The sequence below is a fragment of the Bacteroides sp. AF32-8BH genome (genome assembly GCF_003435205.1).
Lineage (GTDB): Bacteria > Bacteroidota > Bacteroidia > Bacteroidales > Bacteroidaceae > Bacteroides > Bacteroides ovatus.
In genome coordinates, this window is the sequence record NZ_QVLZ01000008.1 from 111,282 (window position 1) to 132,446 (window position 21,165).

At 41.4% G+C, this 21,165-nt stretch carries 9 protein-coding genes and 1 pseudogene; 3 read left to right on the top strand and 7 right to left on the bottom strand.

Annotation, left to right across the window (positions count from 1 at the left end; translation table 11 throughout):
- Nucleotides 1–12: 12 nt before the first annotated feature.
- Nucleotides 13–1,209, bottom strand: coding sequence for an FprA family A-type flavoprotein (locus DWZ47_RS07320; protein WP_004309431.1), 1,197 nt, complete (start codon nt 1,207–1,209; stop codon nt 13–15).
- 58 nt (nt 1,210–1,267) lie between these two features.
- Entirely contained in the window at nt 1,268–2,245 is a 978-nt protein-coding gene (locus DWZ47_RS07325; protein ID WP_004305273.1) for a TIGR01212 family radical SAM protein, read from the bottom strand.
- Nucleotides 2,246–2,721: 476 nt separating this feature from the next.
- On the opposite strand from DWZ47_RS07325, the gene DWZ47_RS07330 reads away from it, so the two are divergent.
- Nucleotides 2,722–7,062: a hybrid sensor histidine kinase/response regulator transcription factor gene (locus DWZ47_RS07330; RefSeq protein ID WP_008775409.1), complete on the top strand. Its 4,341-nt coding sequence runs from the start codon at nt 2,722–2,724 to the stop codon at nt 7,060–7,062.
- A 133-nt stretch (nt 7,063–7,195) separates the two neighbouring features.
- On the opposite strand, the gene DWZ47_RS07335 is transcribed toward DWZ47_RS07330, so the two are convergent.
- Together DWZ47_RS07335 and DWZ47_RS07340 are read right to left on the bottom strand one after the other, a co-directional pair.
- A complete protein-coding gene (locus DWZ47_RS07335; protein ID WP_008775408.1) occupies nt 7,196–7,963 on the bottom strand; it encodes a class I SAM-dependent methyltransferase in 768 nt (255 codons plus the stop codon).
- 223 nt (nt 7,964–8,186) lie between these two features.
- A complete protein-coding gene (locus tag DWZ47_RS07340) occupies nt 8,187–10,193 on the bottom strand; it encodes a family 43 glycosylhydrolase (protein WP_117512681.1) in 2,007 nt (668 codons plus the stop codon).
- 338 nt (nt 10,194–10,531) lie between these two features.
- On the opposite strand from DWZ47_RS07340, the gene xyl3A reads away from it, so the two are divergent.
- Both xyl3A and DWZ47_RS07350 read left to right on the top strand, forming a co-directional pair.
- A complete protein-coding gene (gene xyl3A, locus DWZ47_RS07345) occupies nt 10,532–13,123 on the top strand; it encodes a xylan 1,4-beta-xylosidase (RefSeq protein WP_117512682.1) in 2,592 nt (863 codons plus the stop codon).
- A gap of 571 nt (nt 13,124–13,694) precedes the next feature.
- A pseudogene (locus tag DWZ47_RS07350) lies at nt 13,695–14,888 on the top strand (ISAs1-like element ISBaov2 family transposase).
- A gap of 320 nt (nt 14,889–15,208) precedes the next feature.
- Here DWZ47_RS07350 and DWZ47_RS07355 read toward each other — a convergent pair.
- The 3 genes from DWZ47_RS07355 to DWZ47_RS07365 are packed head-to-tail and all read right to left on the bottom strand — an operon-like array spanning nt 15,209 to nt 21,118.
- Nucleotides 15,209–16,783 carry a glycoside hydrolase family 28 protein gene (locus DWZ47_RS07355; protein ID WP_117512683.1) on the bottom strand — a complete coding sequence of 525 codons (1,575 nt, stop codon included), beginning with the start codon at nt 16,781–16,783 and terminating at the stop codon, nt 15,209–15,211.
- Nucleotides 16,784–16,808: 25 nt separating this feature from the next.
- The gene (locus tag DWZ47_RS07360; RefSeq protein ID WP_117512684.1) at nt 16,809–19,220 is read right to left on the bottom strand and encodes a pectinesterase family protein; all 2,412 of its coding nucleotides are present in this window, start codon (nt 19,218–19,220) and stop codon (nt 16,809–16,811) included.
- Between the two features lie 41 nt (nt 19,221–19,261).
- A complete protein-coding gene (locus DWZ47_RS07365) occupies nt 19,262–21,118 on the bottom strand; it encodes a fimbrillin family protein (protein WP_004320964.1) in 1,857 nt (618 codons plus the stop codon).
- Nucleotides 21,119–21,165: the final 47 nt, after the last annotated feature.

Genomic DNA, 21,165 nt, shown 5'->3' on the forward strand with positions numbered 1-21,165 from the left:
TCATTCACTGTTTTAACGATCTTTCTTCAAACGGTCCGCCATGGCACGTGCCAGATTTTCGCACTGGGTATAAGTCAGGTCTTTCATAGCCTGCTTCATCTCCACCGGATCACCGATCAATTCGAATTTACTCTTTTCAGCAAACTCCGCCAGACGTTTCACCGCAGCACCTGCCCATGCAAAAGAACCGAAGTAACCCAAATAGCGTCCTTTCACCTCACGCAGCAGAATCTTTGAAAGCAGCGCTTCCACCTCCGGAAATATCTGATTACTATACGTAGGAGAACCGATAATCAATCCCTTATAACGGAAAATATCCGCTATGATATAAGAAGGATGACTCTTTGTTACGTTATGCATAACGATATTCTTAACCCCCTGTGCAGAAAGCTCTTCAGCAATAGCTTCCGCCATCTGCTCTGTATTTCCATACATGCTTCCGTAGGCAATAACAACACCTTCATCCGCATCATAACGACTCAAACGATCATATATGCCGATCACCTTTGCAATATTCTCTGTCCATACAGGTCCGTGAGTAGAACAAATGGCAGAAATGGGAAGTCCACCTAATTTCTGCAAAGCCCTTTGCACGGGGCTTCCGTATTTACCAACGATATTAGAGTAGTAACGAACCATTTCTCCCCAGTACTTATCGACATTGATCCGGGTATCCAGGAATCCGCCATCTACAGTACCAAAACATCCGAATCCGTCACCGGAGAAAAGAACTCCATCCGTTTCATCAAAAGTCATCATCGTTTCCGGCCAATGCACCATTGGAGTCATATAAAAACGCAGTTTGTGACGTCCTAAAGCGAGGAAATCACCGTCCTTTACCAGATATTGTTCACCGGTTACCCCATAGAAACCTTCAATCATACCGAATGTTTGCTTATTACCCACGATAATAATTTCCGGATAATGTTGTTTAATCAATCGGATAGATCCCGAATGATCCGGTTCCATGTGATTTATAATCAAATAATTAATGGGACGTTCTCCAATCACTTGCTTGATTTTACGCAAGTAGACTTCAAAATAACAGATATCTACCGTATCTACCAATGCCACCATTTCATCATCAATCAGATAAGAGTTATATGAAACTCCATAGGGCAATGGCCACATCGCTTCAAATCTGTGCTTGTTACGGTCATTTACTCCCACATAGTGGACATTTCCTTTAATTCTTGTTTTACTTTCCATCTTTCAAATCCATTAAATATTTCTTCCACTATTCTATACTCCGCAAAACAGCTATTTATTAAGTGGTAAGTTTATCGTTTGCAAAAATAATCCTTTTTTCCGAATCCCTATACTTCTTACCTTGATAAGCACCTCTTTCTTTCATTCTTTTTTGTAAACGAGCTACAAATTCATAATTTTTCAATCCCCAGTCCGGAGCTATTAATAAATCTTTAGGAGATTGGGAAACAAAACGTTCCACAACCATATCGGGACGGAGATGTTCTACATAATCAATCACCAGATCAATATATTCCTCAACCTCGTTAAACAAATGAAAGCCAGCAGGAGTTACGTCATACTCATGCGCCATTCGCGTACCACGGATCAACTGTAACTGATGGATTTTAAGTGTAGCTAAAGGCAGATCGGAAAGAATTTCGGCATGTGCCACCATTGTATCATGTGTTTCTCCCGGAAGTCCGAGGATGATATGTCCACCTGTCAGGATACCACAGGCCGCTGTCTGACACACAGCTTCTACTGTATCTGCATAAGTATGCCCCCGATTGATGCGTTTTAAGGTTTCATCACAAGTGCTTTCGATCCCATATTCTACCATGAGAAACGTATGTTTGTTCAAATCTTCCAGATAACGCAACAAACTTTCCGGCATACAATCGGGACGCGTACCAATCACCAGCCCGACTACCCCATCCACCGCCAATGCTTCCTCATACTTACGCTTCAAGCCTTCCAACTCCGCATATGTATTGGTGTAGGCCTGAAAATAGGCCAAATATTTCATTTCCGGATATTTATGGGCAAAAAAGCATTTACCTTCTTCCAATTGAATTGCAATAGATTTCTCTGTCCGACAATAATCCGGATTAAAAGTCTGGTTATTGCAGTAAGTACATCCACCCCACCCTTTTGTACCATCACGATTGGGGCAAGTGAAACCTGCATTCAATGAAATCTTTTGTACTTTGTAAGGAAAATATTTCCGTAAAAAAGTAGGGAAATCATTATATAATAGCTGTGTAGACATATTCATTCACTTCATTCTTTATTTTACCTACAAACATAAGCAAAATCAACGAGTTACGGAAAGTTGGCACAAAATATCTTCAATATATTAAAAATTTCATAAATACCATAAGATAAATTAATAAATATTGCAATTCGAAAAACTATTTAATTAGCTTTGCTATGATTTTAGGCATTGGCAGGAGGATACTTGTGAAAGTCTTGTGCAATTTATTCCCCAATTATGATTTCATCTCACCATACCCCATGCAACTCTTGTCAATAAAATTATCCTCTTTATAATCTTATTCAGATTATAAAGAGGATTTTTTTAACTAATATTACTCTCTTATTTTTGTTCAAAACACAACATAGAGATCAATGCTGTATAGGATGAAGAGGAAAAAATAGGAAAAAACGAGTATTATTCGTTCAAACCGCTTATCGGACTTTCCATTCTGCATTGTTTTGTTTATTTTTGCTATAAACATTAAAGTAACTACTATGAAACGGCTCCATACTTTATTTCTTCTTCTAACAATAGCGATCGATATAGCTGCTCAACCTATCTGCCAAGTTAAACATTTCTCCGTGAGTGACGGTCTCGCTCAAGGTAATGTAATGAGCATTTTACAGGATCAGAAAGGGCTTGTTTGGTTTAGTACCTGGAACGGGCTTAACAAGTTTGACGGATACACTTTTAAGACATATAAAACTTCGCAAGAGAGTAAATATGCATTCGGCAGTAATCGCATGGGAACTATTTCAGAAAGCAAATACGGAGATATATGGTGCCCCACTTACGATGGACAAGCCTGTCTTTTTGATGTGGAAACCGAGAAGTTTATTGATGTTCTCCAACCTATTGAACTTTCCACGAAACAAACTAACAATGTTACACGCATTTATTCGCTGGAGAAAGGGATTGCCTGGATTCTCTGTGAAAGCGGATATGCATTCAGAGTGGACGAACAATTATGCAAAAAAGGAGAAGGTATCACACTTTATTCAGCTTCCAACCACAACCTGAAAGGATATCAAATATTTAACATTTATCAAGACTCTGAAGAAGATGAATGGATATTGACAGACAAAGGTGTTTCCATCATAGGAAAGAAAACACTGGATACTGACTTTCCTTTCCAGTTCATCACCCAAATAAAGGAAACGATCTATCTGATTGCAGAAAATGACAAGTTAGCCAGATATGACTTCCACACTAAAAAACTGAAATTCGTAGATATTCCTTATCCGCATCATAAAATAAACAATGTCACCACCATAGGAAAAGATATGCTGGCCTTGGGAACGGATAATGGAGTGATTTTGTATTCTATCCCGAAGAACAGTTTCCAGCAAATAGACATCCGTACAGCTACCCAAACTTCCAACGATGTAGAATCTGTCTATCAAGACCACTTGGGAGATATCTGGATTTTTTCAAAAGATCCGGGCATTGTCCATCTTAACCTCGTGACCAATGAAAAAGAGCATCTGTTCACCCCAAAAGATGAGATTATCAAGCATGGGCGTAAAAGTCGCAAACTTATTTTTGAAGATAATGCGAAAAACCTATGGTTACTCCCCACGGAAGGAAACTTTTGCTACTATGACCGGAAAGAAAGAACTCTCAAACCGCTTCTTACGGATATCAATAATCCTAAGTCTATTTTCAGTCCGTTAGTCAGGTCTTATACATTGGATAATCAGGGAAACTGTTGGTTTGCAACAGCACGTGGTGTAGAGAAACTATGCTTCTTTCCACAGAGCTATCAATTTAACCTGACTGATTACGAGGCAGAAACACGTGCATTCCTGCAAGACAGCAATAAACGTCTATGGACAGCATCGAAATCTAATTATATCCAAATATTCGCACCGGATGGTAACCTGGTGGGGTACTTATCCAAACAAGGAAATATCATTAAGGAAAAACAATCGTTCTATAATGGGGTATATTCAATTCTGGAAGACAAAGATGGAAATATATGGTTGGGGACTAAAGAAATCGGACTTTTCCAACTTAAAAAGACAGGAGCAAATCATTACTCTATTCACCATTTTGAACACCAGACAAATGATCCTTATAGTTTAAGCAGTAATAGCATTTATGCTATCTTTCAGGACAGTCGTAATAATATTTGGATAGGATGTTATGGGGGTGGATTAAATCTGCTGGCACAAGCTAAAGATGGAAAAGTTTCATTTATTCATAGTAATAATGAGTTAAGAAACTATCCCATAGCTTACGGTATGAAAGTACGCAATATTGCAGAAGCTCCGGGAGGAGTGATTTTAGTGGGAACGACTAACGGACTGCTGACATTCTCGAACAACTTCGAACGCCTGGAAGAGATTAAATTCTACCGGAATATCCGTAGACCGGGAGATAAAAACAGTCTTAGTGCCAACGATATCATGCATATCTATACAGACAAGAATAAAACCACTTATATCATCAGTTTCACCGGAGGCGTAAATAAAGTGATATCTCCCAATCTGCTGAACGAGAATATCCAATTCAGAAACTACGACAAGAACAACGGGCTGGCGTCCGATTTGGCACTATCAATGATTGAAGATACACAGAATCAGCTATGGGTTGTTTCGGAGATTGCGCTCTCCAAATTCGATCCAGCCAAAGAAACTTTTGAGAACTATGAATTAAGTTCCATCTATCAGGAATTCAATTTCTCCGAAGCTCTTCCTATTATCAATGCCCGCAACCAAATTATCTTAGGAACTGATAAAGGCTTTCTGGAAGTTTCTCCGGAGAAGATGCGGAAGAGTAGCTATGTCCCTCCTATTGTGTTTACGGGACTCAAGATTCAAGGACACCTTACCGATCACTCTATTGACAATCTGGAAGAATTGGAACTGGAGCCCTCTCAAAGGAATGTAACTTTCCAGTTTGCTGCACTTGATTATGTCAATCCAAAAGGGATTTTATATGCCTATCGCCTGCAAGGACTAGAAGAAGAATGGAATGAAGCAGATAATAACCGTTCCGCTAGCTACATCAACTTACCTGCAGGCAAATATCAGTTGCAGATAAAGTCAACAAACAGTGACGGGGTCTGGGTGGACAATGTACGGACTCTATCTATACATGTACTCCCCACCTTTTGGGAAACCTACTGGGCATGGCTGCTCTATTTCATTCTATTCATACTCTTTACGGCAAGCATCGTATATGTATTATTTTACATCTACCGGTTACGTCACAGAGTGGATATGGAACAACAATTAGCAAATATCAAACTGCGATTCTTTACTGACATATCTCATGAATTACGTACTCCGCTAACTTTAATCAGTAGCCCTGTGACAGAGGTATTAGAGAATGAGCCGCTTTCTCCTTCCGCCCGTGAGCATTTGACTTTGGTACATCAGAACACAGAGCGCATGCTCCGACTGATGAATCAGATTCTGGATTTCCGCAAGATTCAGAATCAGAAAATGAAACTACTGATTGAAGAGACCGATTTGATTCCACTTTTGCAAAAGGTGATGAGTAGCTTCAAACTGATAGCTGAAGAAAAGAACATAAACTATCAGCTGACTTCTACCATCCAGTCGGTATATAGCTGGGTGGATAGAGATAAGTTTGAAAAGATATTCTTCAATCTGCTTTCCAATGCATTCAAATATACACCTGCCGACAAGTCGATTACAGTCAATATCACAACGAAAGAGAAGACGGTAGAGATAGAGGTTGCAGACGAAGGAATCGGAATTGCAGTAGAAAAGCAACATTCCTTGTTCCAACGCTTCGAGTCATTGGTAAAACAGAATATTCTGCAACCATCTTCCGGCATCGGGCTGTCTCTCGTGAAAGAGATGGTGGAAATGCATCATGGCACTATTACAGTAAATAGTCAACCCGGAATAGGCAGCCGTTTTACAGTAAGCTTGCCTTTACAACGGGAAATTTTCGAAGAGGATGTACAAGTCGAATTTATCCTGAATGATAGTCAGAGTTCAGCACCTCATCCCGTCGATAGCATGAAAGCGCCAGAAGAGGTGGAAGAAAAAGAAGACCTTGAGACTAATTCGGATGGTTTCTCCATATTGGTGGTAGAAGATAATGAAGAGTTAAAGGCTTTTCTGAAAAGTATTTTGTCGGAGAATTATACGGTAATCACAGCTTCCAATGGTGAAGAGGGATTGCAACATGCTGTTGACGACCTGCCCGATCTTATTATCAGCGATGTTATGATGCCGGTGATGGACGGTTTAGAAATGATTAGGCAAATCAAAGAGAACAACAATATTTGCCATATCCCCATCATTGTATTATCAGCCAAAGCCTCTCTGGACGACCGTATCGCCGGATTGGAACAAGGCATTGACGATTATATCACCAAACCTTTCAGTGCTACTTATCTAAAGACCCGTGTAGCCTCCTTGTTACGACAACGCAAAGCATTGCAGGAGCTCTATATGAATAGGCTGATGGAAGGAAAGAATACCTCTTCTCCCGATCCTCTGACTCCTTCACAACCACAGATTACTCCATACGACGAGCAATTTATGAAAAAAGTAATGGCATACATGGAAGAACAGATGGACAATGCCGAACTAACGATTGACGAATTTGCAGAACAGTTGATGCTTAGCCGTACAATCTTCTACCGGAAATTAAAATCAATCGTCGGACTGACACCTGTTGACTTTATACGGGAAATACGTATCAAACGTGCCGTACAACTGATTGACAGCGACGAATATAACTTCTCCCAGGTAGCATATATGACGGGGTTCAACGATCCGAAATATTTCAGCAAGTGCTTCAAGAAAGTGATAGGAATTACCCCGTCAGAATACAAAGAGAGAAAAAAATAACTCTTTGATAAGCATATAAAAAGTCCCTTTATACCCGGTTGTCTCATTATTCGATCAATCAAAATTTGATAGAGTAAACTGATATAAAGGGACTTTTCATACAAGATAAAGAGATTTGCCTGTCAACAACACATCAATATCCAAACTTACATTGACAAACAAACACCTGTTTTTCCGAATCATCATTAAATACTTCTTCTTCAAATCCTCCATATTTATGAATAATACTAAAACCATTCCATTCCAAATATGAATCCAACTCTTGAGGGAAAAACATTCTCATATCCAGATTTTGAATAGAATTGAATTCACCATTGATAAAATAATGCCATTCGATCCGATTAATCTGGGTTTTATTTTCATATCGCATTGTCTGCTTTATCGAAACTTCTCTTCCATCATCAGTTGTATACGTGGCTATTTCCTGCTGCTCTTTCTCATCTTCAACTATATACCGAATATTCGGATTAAAACAATCCAACAGAAATAAGCCTCCGTCTTTGAGGTGATTTTTAACGACATGAAGTACCTTAAATAAATCTTCATTCTCATATAAATGATGGATCGAATTAAATGGAATAAAAATAAGGTCGTACTTCTCCTGTAAATCCAGAGTCCTGATATCCGCCTGAATGAAATTGATTCTTAGTCCAGCCTCGGCAGCTTTCATCTTAGCCTGATGGAGCATTGAAGCAGTGTAATCAACCCCACTTATATCATATCCATCCTTTGCAATAGGAAGAGTAAGTCTGCCAGTTCCACAGCAAAGCTCAAGTATTCGGGCATCCTTGTTTTTAGGTAACCACCGCTTATAAAATTGCAAATCATCCATGCTGGTATTCATTCCATCATAAATATTTGCATCATAAATTAAATCGCCAACTTTATAATCACTATTCATTTGCCTCCTCCAATATCCATTATTTACTATTATTTCTTATACAAACAAGAATATCCCCAACGCACAATGTACCAAAAGGATATTCTATAAATAACCGGAAGTATTACCGGTCGTTCGCAAATGTAGTAAATATCTATAAGCCAGCTATGATTATCCTCTAAAACCTTTACTTTAGTGATTTTCTATTTCGATAAAGGTTCGATATATGACCTTGTTGGATATTCTACTCAAATATGAAATTCTTAATAGATAAGCTCTTATTTGAACCTCTGAACACAAAATAGACTTTCTCTTTCTTTCGTAATTTCTTTACTTCAAAACTCTGCTTCGTCCACTCCCCGTTAGTAGATTGAATAGTGCAAGAAGCCAACAGTTCCCCTTGTAAAGAACCTCTTCTCATCTCAAGAACTCCTCCCGGATTCAAAGCCTGCAGTTCGAATGTTATCTTTCCGGGTCTTTTCTTAAATGTCAAGTTATTAAACACAAGCCAATCGCTGTCCTTTATATCCGTTAGAAATTGCATCGGACGTTTGCCGACAGGACGAACCAATGTCATCCCTTCCCGGTCGTCATAACGAAAGAAGTCTATTTCCGTAAATGCATCATAATGATTGCCGCGATGCGCACTTTCCAGTTCAAAAGAGTCAAAGTCGGCATATCCGCAAGGATTTCCTTTCATTACATTATAACAACAGAGTGCATGCCGTATCCCTAGAAATCCCCAGAAATTAGAAACACCTTCAGGACCGAAACGATGATATTGGCGATTATCCAAACTATAATGAAAACGAGTAGCCCCTTCTTTCGTTGTTTCTGTGCGCAGATAAATTCTCTGAACATCTTTCAATTCAAGACTATCCACAATCATCTCTGCCGCATTCCGGTTCCCTTTTCTCATTTCAAGCCAAAAGCGGTTGTCCTTCTTTCTGACTCCAAATTGATACATCATTCTTCCCATAATCCCATTTCCGGCAAAGTCACCTTCCTTTAAACCGGACAAGTCTAATAATACCGTGCCCGTGCTATACGGTCCTGTCACCTTTTGAGTTAACGAGTTCCTCGCCCAATAAAAACCTTTGGCATGTTGAGCATATATTCTAAAATAACCCGGCCTGTCCGTCAAGCTCCACTTCTCTTTATACGGAACATGATTAAATTCCCAGACCGGAGCCAATTCCGGTTTGTCAAAAGAATCGGAATGATGAGGATAATTCATCTTATGTTTACCTTTGACTGCCGGTTTCCGATAAGTAACCACTCCTTTCCCCGGTCTGCCTTCCGGTCCGACAACCGGCCATTCATTCTCCCATTTCATAGGATATAACATAAGACACCTCCCCATATAATCGCGATCTTGAAAAGTGTATGCCCAGGATTCTCCTTCAGCCGTTTCTATATACCCACCCTGATGAACACCTGCACCGGCATAATTAATATCATCATCTATCAGAACTTTCGTTTCATAAGGTCCATAAAGGTTTCGTGAACGGCTTATCATCTGCACCCCATCATACCCCAACGCCGGATTAAAGACATAATACCATCCGTTTCTTTTATAAGTGTGACATCCCTCAAACAAATGGCCGTAACCTTCGGGAGCTGTTATAATGAGCGTTCCTTTATCTTGAGGGTCGAGCACTCCCGTAGCATCATCTTTCAACCGCGTCAGATAGATTTTCCCTTTTCCGTGAGTGACATACTTTTTACCGTCATCATCAATAAAAAAGCCGGGATCATACAACCGCTTTTCAAACTTATGCATCGTATAAGGACCTTCCGGCCTCGTACTCTTAAACATGACGAAGCCATCATCCGCAATATTGACTCCTATATAATAAATGCCTTCATCATATCTGATGGTAGGGGCCCAGCACAAACGGCTATAAGCCGTTTTCTCATTTTCCATCCGATATTGAGGCTGGAAAGTGATACTGTCATAGGCATGACCGATAATTTGCCAATTAATCAAATCTTTCGAATGACAGACCGGAATTCCCGGCATTGCCACGAAGGACGAACTAACCATGTAATAATCCTCCCCTACACGGATAATATCCGGATCAGGATAATCGGCATTAATCACCGGATTGGTATAGGTTCCGTCACCATTATCGGAGGATAACAGGACATATCTCTGAACAGGTGCACAAGCTTGCAGGAACGTCAATATGCACCCCAGAATCAAAAGATAAGGTAAACACTTAAAAGAACAAGTCGAATGATACATCATAGTATTCGCATTTTAATCAATGAATAAACGCCCGGATGAGCTTAATTAACAATGCAATATTAAGCATTTCCTCCATCCTGCCAGAGTAATAATCAGTACAAAAGGAGGACAATCATACATACCCTTTCAAACAAACATTTCAGTATCTTTCTATTTACATTATAAAGTTCACGTTCTATTCAGCTAAAATGTTTTATCTTTGAACAGGTCTATGGATTTATCGGCTCCAAATAAGCCTTGCATAGGAAATCCTCCTTTTCTACCGGATATTCCCCACAAAAATAATGAAAAGCACGTACTATTGCAGTCTCAAATCTAAAAACCAAAAGAACTAGAAAATGAAAAAGCAATGGATCATTGCCTGTCTTATCGGAATTCAAGGGGTAAATGTACAGGCACAACAACCCAGCAAGTATCCCTATCAGGACACGAAATTAACTGCGGAACAACGGGCGGACGATTTACTTCAACGCCTCACATTAGAAGAAAAAGTGGCGTTGATGCAAAACAACTCACCGGCTATTCCCCGGCTTGGCATTAAGCCGTATGAATGGTGGAACGAAGCTCTTCATGGCGTTGCCCGCGCCGGACTGGCTACTGTCTTTCCACAAGCCATAGGTATGGCCGCTTCTTTCAACGACGAACTATTATACGAAGTCTTTGATGCCGTATCTGACGAAGCACGCGCCAAGAACCGCCAATTCAATGAAAAAGGACAATATAAACGTTATCAGGGACTGACCATGTGGACTCCCAACGTCAATATCTTCCGCGACCCCCGCTGGGGACGGGGACAGGAAACATACGGCGAAGACCCTTATTTAAGCGGACGTATGGGAATGGCGGCAGTCAGAGGTCTGCAAGGACCGGAAGATGCCGAATATGACAAACTTCATGCCTGCGCCAAACACTTTGCCGTACACTCGGGTCCCGAATGGAACCGTCACAGCTTCAACGCAGAAAACATTGCACCCAGAGACTTATGGGAAACCTACCTTCCTGCTTTCAAGGAACTGGTACAAAAAGCAGGAGTTAAAGAAGTGATGTGCGCTTACAACCGTTTCGAAGGCGATCCCTGCTGCGGCAGCAACCGTCTGTTAACCCAAATTCTCCGCAACGACTGGGGATTCAAAGGAATCGTAGTCACCGACTGCGGAGCAATCGGAGACTTTTTCCAACGCAAGAAACATGAAACGCATCCCGATGCCGCCCATGCCTCTGCCGACGCTGTTTTAAGCGGAACAGATCTCGAATGTGGCGGTAACTTCAAAAGCATCACCGATGCTGTGAAAAAAGGCCTGATTTCGGAAGAGAAAATCAATACATCAGTCAAAAGACTACTGAAAGCCCGCTTTGAACTGGGAGAAATGAATTCGACTCATCCCTGGAGTAACATTCCATTTTCTGTTATCGACTGTCCCAAACACAAAGAACTGGCACTGAAAATGGCACATGAAAGTCTGGTATTACTCCAAAACAATAACAACATCCTTCCATTAAACCGTCAGATGAAAGTCGCAGTCATCGGCCCCAACGCCAACGACTCGGTAATGCAATGGGGTAACTACAACGGCTTTCCTTCACATACCGTCACTTTACTGGAAGGAATACGCGCCAAACTACCTGACGCACAAATCATCTACGAACCTGTATGCGGATATACAAACGACACCACCCTGCACAGCCTATTCAATCAGTGCAGCATCGACGGAGAAGCCGGATTCAACGCCACCTACTGGAATAACCGCGAATATAAAGGCAAAATTGCTGCAACCGACCGTCTGACCACTCCTTTCCATTTCAGTGCAGAAGGTTCTACCGTATTTGCTCCCGGTGTAGGATTGAAAAACTTCACCGCCATCTATCGTTCCACTTTCCGCCCAACAGATTCCGGTGCCGCCACTTTCCGCGTGATGACTAACGGAGGAGTTACTTTATTCCTCAACGGCAAGCAAATAGCAGAAGCCACCAACATCAAGAATCATACCAATCTGTATTCTTTCAACTACGAAGCAGGAAAGAGTTACGACATCGAGTTGCGTTTTATTCAGGTTAAAGATAACCCTGCACTGAACTTCGACTTGGCAAAACAAACTCCAATGGATGCCCGTGAAATCCTGAACAAGTTGCAAAGCGCAGATGTAGTTATCTTTGCCGGAGGCATCTCCCCCCTATTGGAAGGAGAATCCATGCGGGTATCCGACCCCGGATTCAAAGGCGGCGACCGTACAGAAATCGAATTGCCCGCCATCCAGCGAGAAGTTCTTGCTCTTCTAAAGAAGAATGGAAAGAAAACAGTATTCGTCAACTTCTCCGGTTCGGCAATGGCCATCGTGCCTGAAACGCAGAATTGCGATGCTATCCTGCAAGCATGGTATCCCGGACAGGCAGGTGGAACAGCCGTTGCCGATGTTCTTTTCGGAGATTACAATCCTGCCGGACGTCTGCCTATCACTTTCTATAAAAGCATGCAACAATTACCGGATTATGAAGATTATTCGATGAAGGGACGTACCTACCGTTTCATGACGGAAACACCTCTTTATCCATTCGGCTACGGTTTAAGTTATACCCGTTTCTCTTATGGGAAAGCTACCCTGAACCAATCGAAGCTGACCAAAGGCGAAAAAGCAATCCTTACTATCCCGGTAAGTAACGTCGGGCAGAGAGACGGTGAAGAAGTGGTTCAAGTGTATATCTGCCGTCCTGACGACAAAGAAGGTCCGCAAAAAACTCTTCGTGGTTTCCAACGGGTTAGCATTGCTAAAGGTAAGACACAGAACGTCCAGATAGAGCTTCCGTACGATTCTTTCGAATGGTTTGATGCAGCGACCAATACCATACGTCCTTTAAACGGAACATATAAGATACTTTACGGAAACAGTTCAAATGAAAAAGACTTGCAAACGTGCAGTATTCAGATTCAATAGGCAATGCTATTACATACAATTTGAGGCCGGGTTAATGAACTTAGGCTACATTGAGAATTTATAAAAAATGGTTTTTATTGTCAGGCCAAGAGTTATGGCTTCATAAAGTGATTGTTTTCAAGCTATTACCCACTGACAATAGAAGCTGACAATAGGCTGACAATAAAGATTTCCGTCTTTTATTGTCAGCCTATTATTGTTTAAAACTGCACTATGCAGCTATTATCCCTTACTTACCAAGCCTGCATTATTCCGCAAAGACACCGTTATTGTTCAACTAAGGTGCCGTTATCGTTCTGCTAAAGTATCGATCTTGTTAGTTCTTCACGGCCGTGACGAGATCTCTCCACGGCTGTGGTAGTATCTCACCACGGCCGTGAGAAGAAGCTACCACGGCCGTGGGAAGGTAAAGATAGCGGCACCTTTCAGGGAAAACGCATTATACTCTTTCCTTAATCTTTTATACATTTATCTTACACCAATATTGTCTTTTCATCTTATTAATAAGATATTTATCTTTCATTTACAATATTATTTGAGTACATTTACGTGATTATAAATCACAATTAAAATGAAGCAAGAAACTAAAAGAAAGATTGAGATCAGCAACCTACATGAATTTGCTGATTCATTAATATTGATAGATAACCGGATAGACCGTTGTAAAAAACATCAGGCCAGTACCATTGTTCTTATTGCAATTTCTGCTGTTATATGTGGCGCTGATACTTGGAATTCAATAGAAGACTTTGGTAAAAGTAAAGAATCTTTTTTTGCAGCCAAGCTTTCCAATTTTAATGGTATCCCTTCCCATGATACATTTAATCGCTTTTTCTCGGCATTAGATCCTTTAAAATTTGAAGAATCTTATAGGCAATGGGTCCAAAGCATTCTCAAATGTTATTCGGGGCATATAGCCATTGATGGTAAAACCATACGAGGAGCCTATGAATCCGAATAGGACAAGCGTCATCGTAAACAAGGAGTGCTTCCTGATTCGAATACGGGAAAGTACAAATTGCATGTCATCAGTGCATTTGCAACAGAACTGGGAATCTCCCTTGGACAGTTATGTACACAAGAAAAGGAAAATGAGATAGTTGTCATTCCTGAATTATTAGATATGTTGTGTATAAAAGATTGTATTATTACAATTGACGCTTTAGGATGCCAGCGTACAATTGCAGAGAAAGTCATAAAGGGAGAAGGTGACTACATTTTTATAGTGAAAGATAATCAACCGAAATTAAAGGAAATAGTACTGTCAGTAACAGAAAGTATTGTATCAAAAGGTACAACAGTACGATTTGACAAATATGAGACGCATGAAGAAGGACATGGCAGGAATGAGTCGAGAATCTGCTATTGCTGCAACGATCCTGGTTTCCTGGGAGCAGATATTAGAAAGAAGTGGAAAAATATACAGTCTTTCGGATATATAGAGAATACCAGAAATACAAACAAAGGCACTACAGTGGAAAAAAGATGTTTTATATCTTCCTTGGAACCTGATGCGCAGAAGATACTTAAAAATAGTAGAGAACACTGGGAAATTGAGAATAATCTACATTGGCAGCTAGATGTCAATTTCCATGAAGATAATACCAGAAGAAGAAATATATCAGCATTAAACTTCTCCGTACTGGCGAAAATTGCATTGGCTACATTAAGAAACAACAAAAGAGAGATACCAATCAATAGAAAAAGATTAATAGCAGGGTGGGATAATGAATTCTTATGGGAACTTATTTTACATGATTTATAATGCGTTTTCCCTGCGGCACCTTTGTCCAACTATACCGGCACACTAATCAAACTATACAGGTATACTTACTCAACTATACAGACATACTTACTCAACTGTACAGGCATACGAATGCAACTATATCAGAACCTTAAAACAACAATTCCAAGATGTCAGCATAACTATACGATAAAAAAACAGGCTGACAATAAAAGACGGGAATCTTTATTGTCAGCCTATTGTCAGCTTCTATTGTCAGCATGTATTATACTGTAATTCACATCTTTAACTGCCACCCTGACAGATTGACAATAAAAACAGTATAAAAACAATTAGTATAGTTAGTTTTTGGTTAGTAACCGCTTCTCCGAAATCGTTCCCAACTCTTTTCCGTTAATGGTGATATCCGTTGTATTTTCTATCTGTATCATAGATTGATCGGGAGTGTCAATTTCCACATTCTCAATGTTGAGCTTTGCCACTTTATTCACTACAATACCCTCTTTAGCACCTGTAACCACCATATTCTTGATGGAAATATTCTCAATCGGCATTTCGGGAAGTCCGTTCAGATACGCCGCCCGTCCTGCTCCCCTGCAAAACACATCCGAGATATAGATGTTCCTAAAAGCAGGAGTCTCTTCACTCACACTCGGAATCGGTTCACCGGGAGCACTTTTGGCCGCATAATATAAATCGGCAATCAAAGCATCATTAGGAATATCAATCATATTTATATTGTTGATGTAAATATTCTCCACGACGCCACCACGTCCACGGGCACTTTTAAACCGCAACCCGACATCCGTGCCGATAAAAGAACATTCGGACACATATACATTCTTCACTCCTCCGGACATCTCACTACCAATTACGAATCCGCCATGACCATGCAAAACGGTATTGTTTCTCACAATCACATTCTCACAAGGTTCACCTCTGCGACGGCCATCTTCGTCTTTACCAGACTTCAGGCAGATTGCATCATCTCCCGCATCAAAGAAACAGTTGGCAATCAGCACATTCTTGCATGATTCCACATCGAGCGCGTCTCCGTTCTGCGAATACCAGGGATTGAACACCTTTACATCATTCAATATCAAAGATTCGCACGAAAGCGGATGAAGACACCAGCTCGGAGAGTTTTTGAAAGTCACGCCTTCCAGAAGCACCTTTTTACTCTTCACAATACTTAGCAGTACAGGACGCAGCCAACTTTTCATCTCCTCCCATTCTTCACTCGTGATTTCAGCCTGTTGATTCCCCTGGCCAGACATGAGAACGGATGCTTTCAATGCCCCTTCATTAGGATACCACACCTTGCCGTTCTCATCCACATTACCACCGGAGTTCACCAGATTCTTCCACTGTCTGTCCGTCATTTTATCCTTCTTCACAGGACGCCATCTGTCTCCCGCTCCATCAAAAACGCCATAACCGGTAATAGCTATGTTTTCTGCATTCATTGCCGAGATAGGCGACTGGCAGCGCCGTGTATCCAGTCCTTCAAATGAAGTCGTAATAATCGGATACAACGAGGTGTCACCGCTAAACACAATCAAAGCATTCTTTTCTGCATGCAAATTGACGTTACTTTGCAAAACAATGGGGCCTGTGAGCCACAAACCTTCCGGAATGATTACTTTCCCCCCTCCTTTGTCGTGCACTACTTTGATAGCCTTATTAATAGCCTCCGTGTTCAGCGTCACCCCATCGCTTTTTGCTCCGAAATCACAGATATTTACCTGATAATCGGGAAAAACGGGACGCTCTATGGCGGGCATGGAGAAAGGAAGGTCTGCATACATTGCCTTCAAATCTGTCTCCACATCCACCTGCTTGGCAGTACCCTGACAAGCACAAAATAGTCCTATGATGACCGGCACCAAGCCAGTCATTCGATTCAATCTATTCATCGTATCTTTTTACCTAAACATTTTATTATTTGAACCAAGCCGCATCGGTATAGCCATCCCAACTCATGATGGTTTCACGTGTACCGAAGTATTGATCGTATTGTTCCTTACTAAGTTGCAGCACTGTATTGCGCACCGTTGCCGGAATAGATTGATAAATATCCGAACCCGATTCAGTCTTGCAGTTGTAAAGTTTGCAGCCGGTGGCAACAGTAGGTACAGCCGGTGTCAGCGGTTTATTCTCTCCTACAAAGTTAGGACCGTACACATCGGCAAACGTACAGTTTAAGAAGGTCAGATTGTCCGGCTCGAACTGATAAATCAAAGTAGAGTTAGTGACGCCTTCGCCTACCGTGAAACGGCTGTTCAAGAATACATATCCCAAGTAACCCGCACTGACACGCGCTTGCATTACAGCACGTGTACCGGTAGGCGCATGAAGTTCGCAGTCTTCAAACAGTACCACCTTACCCGCCCCCCAGATGAAATCGGTAGCTCCGGCTATGAAACAATCTTTGAACCAGTTGTAACCTCCACCGGGAAGCAAAGTATCCTGGAAACTCAAGACACGGCAATTGATAAAAGCAGCCGATTTGTTGTTAATATAAAGTGCCTCGGCCTGACCATTCTTGCCTAGTGTCCAGCCATACGCATTCTCTATCGTCACATTTTCAAAGCGGATTTTATCACTGTTACCATCGAGTATCACCACCGAACGACCTCCGGAAGAGGGCACAATAGTGCCGGTAGGGGCAAACTGATCGATATTGGTTCCGCCGCCTATACCACCGTTAATATCATTGCTGTTATCATATTGAATATTGACAACCGTATTATCACTAGCATTTCCTTTTACTGTGATGTTGCTTTGATCGCGCAAGTAGATAATCTCCTGATAGATACCGTCATCCATCCGGAATGTCTTAGCAGCATTCAAATCGACATGTGTGGCACAGAAGTCAATAGCACCTTGCAAAGTATAGAAGTCAGCATTGGGGTCGGTGTGACTAATTTTCACCTCATAGTTCGGTCCGGTCAATGCTGGTGCCGGCTTCGTCTTGAACGTCCATGCACGGCCATATACTCCCTTGAAGTCTGTTTGTTTCACTGCTGCCTGTTCGATGGTTACATAATATTCGGTGTCGGGTTGTAAGCGCTGTTGATGAGGCTTGATAATGAAACTCTTACCTTCCACCCGTGCCGGATAATAATTGACGATACGACGACTGACGGAAGAACCGGTAGGCGTAACGCCGATAATATCCATCCACGTATTCAGTTGGGTCTGACCGTTTACGATAGACTGTCTGCGTTCTGCCATATTGATTTCATCTACCTGTTTATGGTCGCTCATACGATAGATGCGGATACAACCACTCGTACCAAGTTCGGGTGCAGTGCCTTCAAAGGCGATTTTCAGTTCGGTATCTGCTAGTGCTTGCTGCGTGCCGTCGGCAGGTGTGAAGGCATATCCTGATACAGGAGTCTTGTCACCTTCGGCCGTTCCGTCCTCACTGCTTCCGTCTTCCCAGGGAGCTGATGAGTTTCCACCTTCCACATTTTCAAGACGTCCCATCTCTACAAAGCCGCTGTCGTCTATGTAGAGTGCGAATGTGTAGCTATAACCTTTGTGGAATTGCGGCAAAGCAATGTCCAAATTAGTAAATATCCACTCTTTCTCTCTATCGTCCAATACGAAAGACACTTTATAGCTGTCTGTCAATGCCGATGGAAGAATGATAGCTTCGTAGAATCCTGTTGTAGCATTGTGATAAGGGTTGATTGTAGCAACAGAGCTTTCGTCAACCGTCAGTACATCTGTTTGTATATTGAATGAAGCGGCAGTTTGCATCCCCTCAATCCGTACATCACTTACTTCCAACGGTTCTTTTTCCATATTCACAAACTTCAGAATCACTTTTGCCAGACGATGGGTAAAGTTTAATGAGATATGGGGTTCGTTCTCCGGAGAGTAGGTGTATTCTTCTTTCGTGGCAGCATATAGTAAGTCGCACGCCGTACTTCCTCTTTCTTGAGCGGCCAGTTGCACGGGATAATTAAAATTACGTACATCGGCATTATACGGATAGTATGCCACAAACTTCACCGGTGTTCCATCATTTTGCACTTTCAGCGGTGTAGTGGAAGTGAAAGAAACCGACGCACCCTCTTCCGAGCAGACATAAGGTACATTCGCTGCTTCTGTGACAGGTTCAAGAGTCTTCATATCCAATACGTATGTTCCGATCTTATCTCCGTCATTCCATGACGATCCGTCTTGGGTGACACGGGTTGAGAAACCTGTGAGGTCTACACCGAAGGTAACCTCTCCCGCAGTAGTAGGTTGTTTTGTGCCTGTATCTTGCTCATCATCCGAACAAGAGAGGCAAAACAAACCACCTAACAAGGGATATAATAATGAATGAAATAATTTCATAACTGTAATGTTTAATCAGTATTACAAGAGTAATTCAATGGTTATTTTACATTCTTATACCAACGCGGGTCACCTACTTGAGCATCAATTCTCAGTTTGAAGTTGCCGTTTCCTGCATCTTCAAACAGTTCGGTAACTGTTTTGGACGTATCTATCCAGGCATTAGGAAAAGTATTGGTATCAATTGCTTTTCCATGTACATTCAATACAGGCATCTGTCCGGCTTCGGTAGCTGCCGCTGCATAGTTACCGGAGAATTCCCGTACATCCATTTTATAGCCTATGTTAGGGTTACTTGTAACGAAGCAGGCCGAAATATTATTCTTATAATAGAGATTACCATTCGCATATCGGCTTTCAAATGGAGTCTTTGCCATATCTGCCAATGTGCAATTTTCGACAGTGATAACTACACTATTGGCATCTTTCACGTAAATGACGCGTTCTGTCATTTTATAAAGTGTAGAGTTAGTGATAGTGATTGCTTTAGAACCATAATAGTTGAAGACATTTTGCATATTGGCAAACAGACAATCATCGATCACTACAGCAGAAAGTAAGTTTTGTGCCCCGTTATCTCCGGTTGACCAGTCACAAACAGTCTTCATGTTACTAAAGTTACACTTCTTGAAATCTACCACAGCATCAGTAGCGAGTTGGGCAGTTTCATTGTTAGTCAGCAGAGCGGTTGAGTTATCACCTGTAATATCTAAGTTATTCAATGCTATCTTTTGAAGACTGGTATATTGTATCTGTTTCAGATTCATCTTCACTTGTTTTTCTGTATCACCAATCAGTAACAACTCTGTTACAGCTTCGGGCACTACCATTGCATCGCTAAAGGTATAACCTTCTGCATTGGCAGCAAATACTAACGCAACTTTACCGGAAGCACCGGACAATATTGTCGACAGGTTTGTTTCTGCATTAATCGCTTTTTGAGCATAATCAGCAGGAATTGCTTCATTCTCTGAAACTTTATCACCGTCGCCATCCTCGCTGCCACCATCACCCCAAGGTGTGTTGCTGCCGGAACCACCGCCTATTTCTCCGCTAGTCTCTTTTCCTACATTGATATTGAAGGTATACTCATAGCCTGCAACAAACTTATCTATCTTGCTGCCTTCAGGCACTGTGTACTGATACTTACCACCGTCTGCCATGATAGTGAGCGACATTTTATTTATCAACTCTTCAGCAGGCAACATGATACCAATAAAAGATTTATCTCCTGTTTTCTGCAGGGAAATAGACTTCTGCGTATCCATGTTAGTCAATTTCCCGTCTATCAGGCTGAAAGTAGCTGTGGTATTCATCCCCCCTACCGTTATACTTGTCACATTCGACACGTTTTCATTCGTAATCTTAACACGTAGAAGCACTAACTTATGATGGAAAGTGAATGCCAATCCACCTGCCAACAATGATTCCGTTGACTGGTTGGCAGCCTTTGCCCACATTAAATCGTGGGCAGAGATACCGTCAGACTGATCGCTTACATCTACTTTATAAAGTGCTGCTGTGGCATCAATAACATCTGCAGATGTAGTATGCGGATAATAGGCTACGAAATTCGTAGGCATATCATAGATTGCTATTCCGGGATCGGACGAGAAGTTCGCCGTAAGCCCCTCGCCAATCGTCGTATATTTCACGTTAAGGGCATCGTTCAACACATTCTTATCTTCCGTATCGAACATATATATACCAATAGCATCACCGTTCTCCCATTCACTGGTTTCGCTATTCAATCGTGTAGTGAAACGGTCGTTGCCCGAACTGATAGTGCGAAGCATTCTTTGACCATCGCCATCAGTAAGAGAATTTTCATTAACTTCACTACAAGCTACTGCCAACGTTCCGGCAACCGCTAAGAAAAATAAATGTTTCAGATTCATAATATTATATTTTAATTTATTCTTAATCATGTAAGTTCATATTCTCA

Excerpts from the sequence above, each read along its gene's own strand:
- DWZ47_RS07320 (WP_004309431.1), bottom strand. The coding sequence starts at position 1,209 with ATGGAAAGTAAAACAAGAATTAAAGGAAATGTCCACTATGTGGGAGTA.
- DWZ47_RS07325 (WP_004305273.1), bottom strand. The coding sequence starts at position 2,245 with ATGAATATGTCTACACAGCTATTATATAATGATTTCCCTACTTTTTTA.
- DWZ47_RS07330 (WP_008775409.1), top strand. The coding sequence starts at position 2,722 with ATGAAACGGCTCCATACTTTATTTCTTCTTCTAACAATAGCGATCGAT.
- DWZ47_RS07335 (WP_008775408.1), bottom strand. The coding sequence starts at position 7,963 with ATGAATAGTGATTATAAAGTTGGCGATTTAATTTATGATGCAAATATT.
- DWZ47_RS07340 (WP_117512681.1), bottom strand. The coding sequence starts at position 10,193 with ATGATGTATCATTCGACTTGTTCTTTTAAGTGTTTACCTTATCTTTTG.
- xyl3A (WP_117512682.1), top strand. The coding sequence starts at position 10,532 with ATGAAAAAGCAATGGATCATTGCCTGTCTTATCGGAATTCAAGGGGTA.
- DWZ47_RS07355 (WP_117512683.1), bottom strand. The coding sequence starts at position 16,783 with ATGAATAGATTGAATCGAATGACTGGCTTGGTGCCGGTCATCATAGGA.
- DWZ47_RS07360 (WP_117512684.1), bottom strand. The coding sequence starts at position 19,220 with ATGAAATTATTTCATTCATTATTATATCCCTTGTTAGGTGGTTTGTTT.
- DWZ47_RS07365 (WP_004320964.1), bottom strand. The coding sequence starts at position 21,118 with ATGAATCTGAAACATTTATTTTTCTTAGCGGTTGCCGGAACGTTGGCA.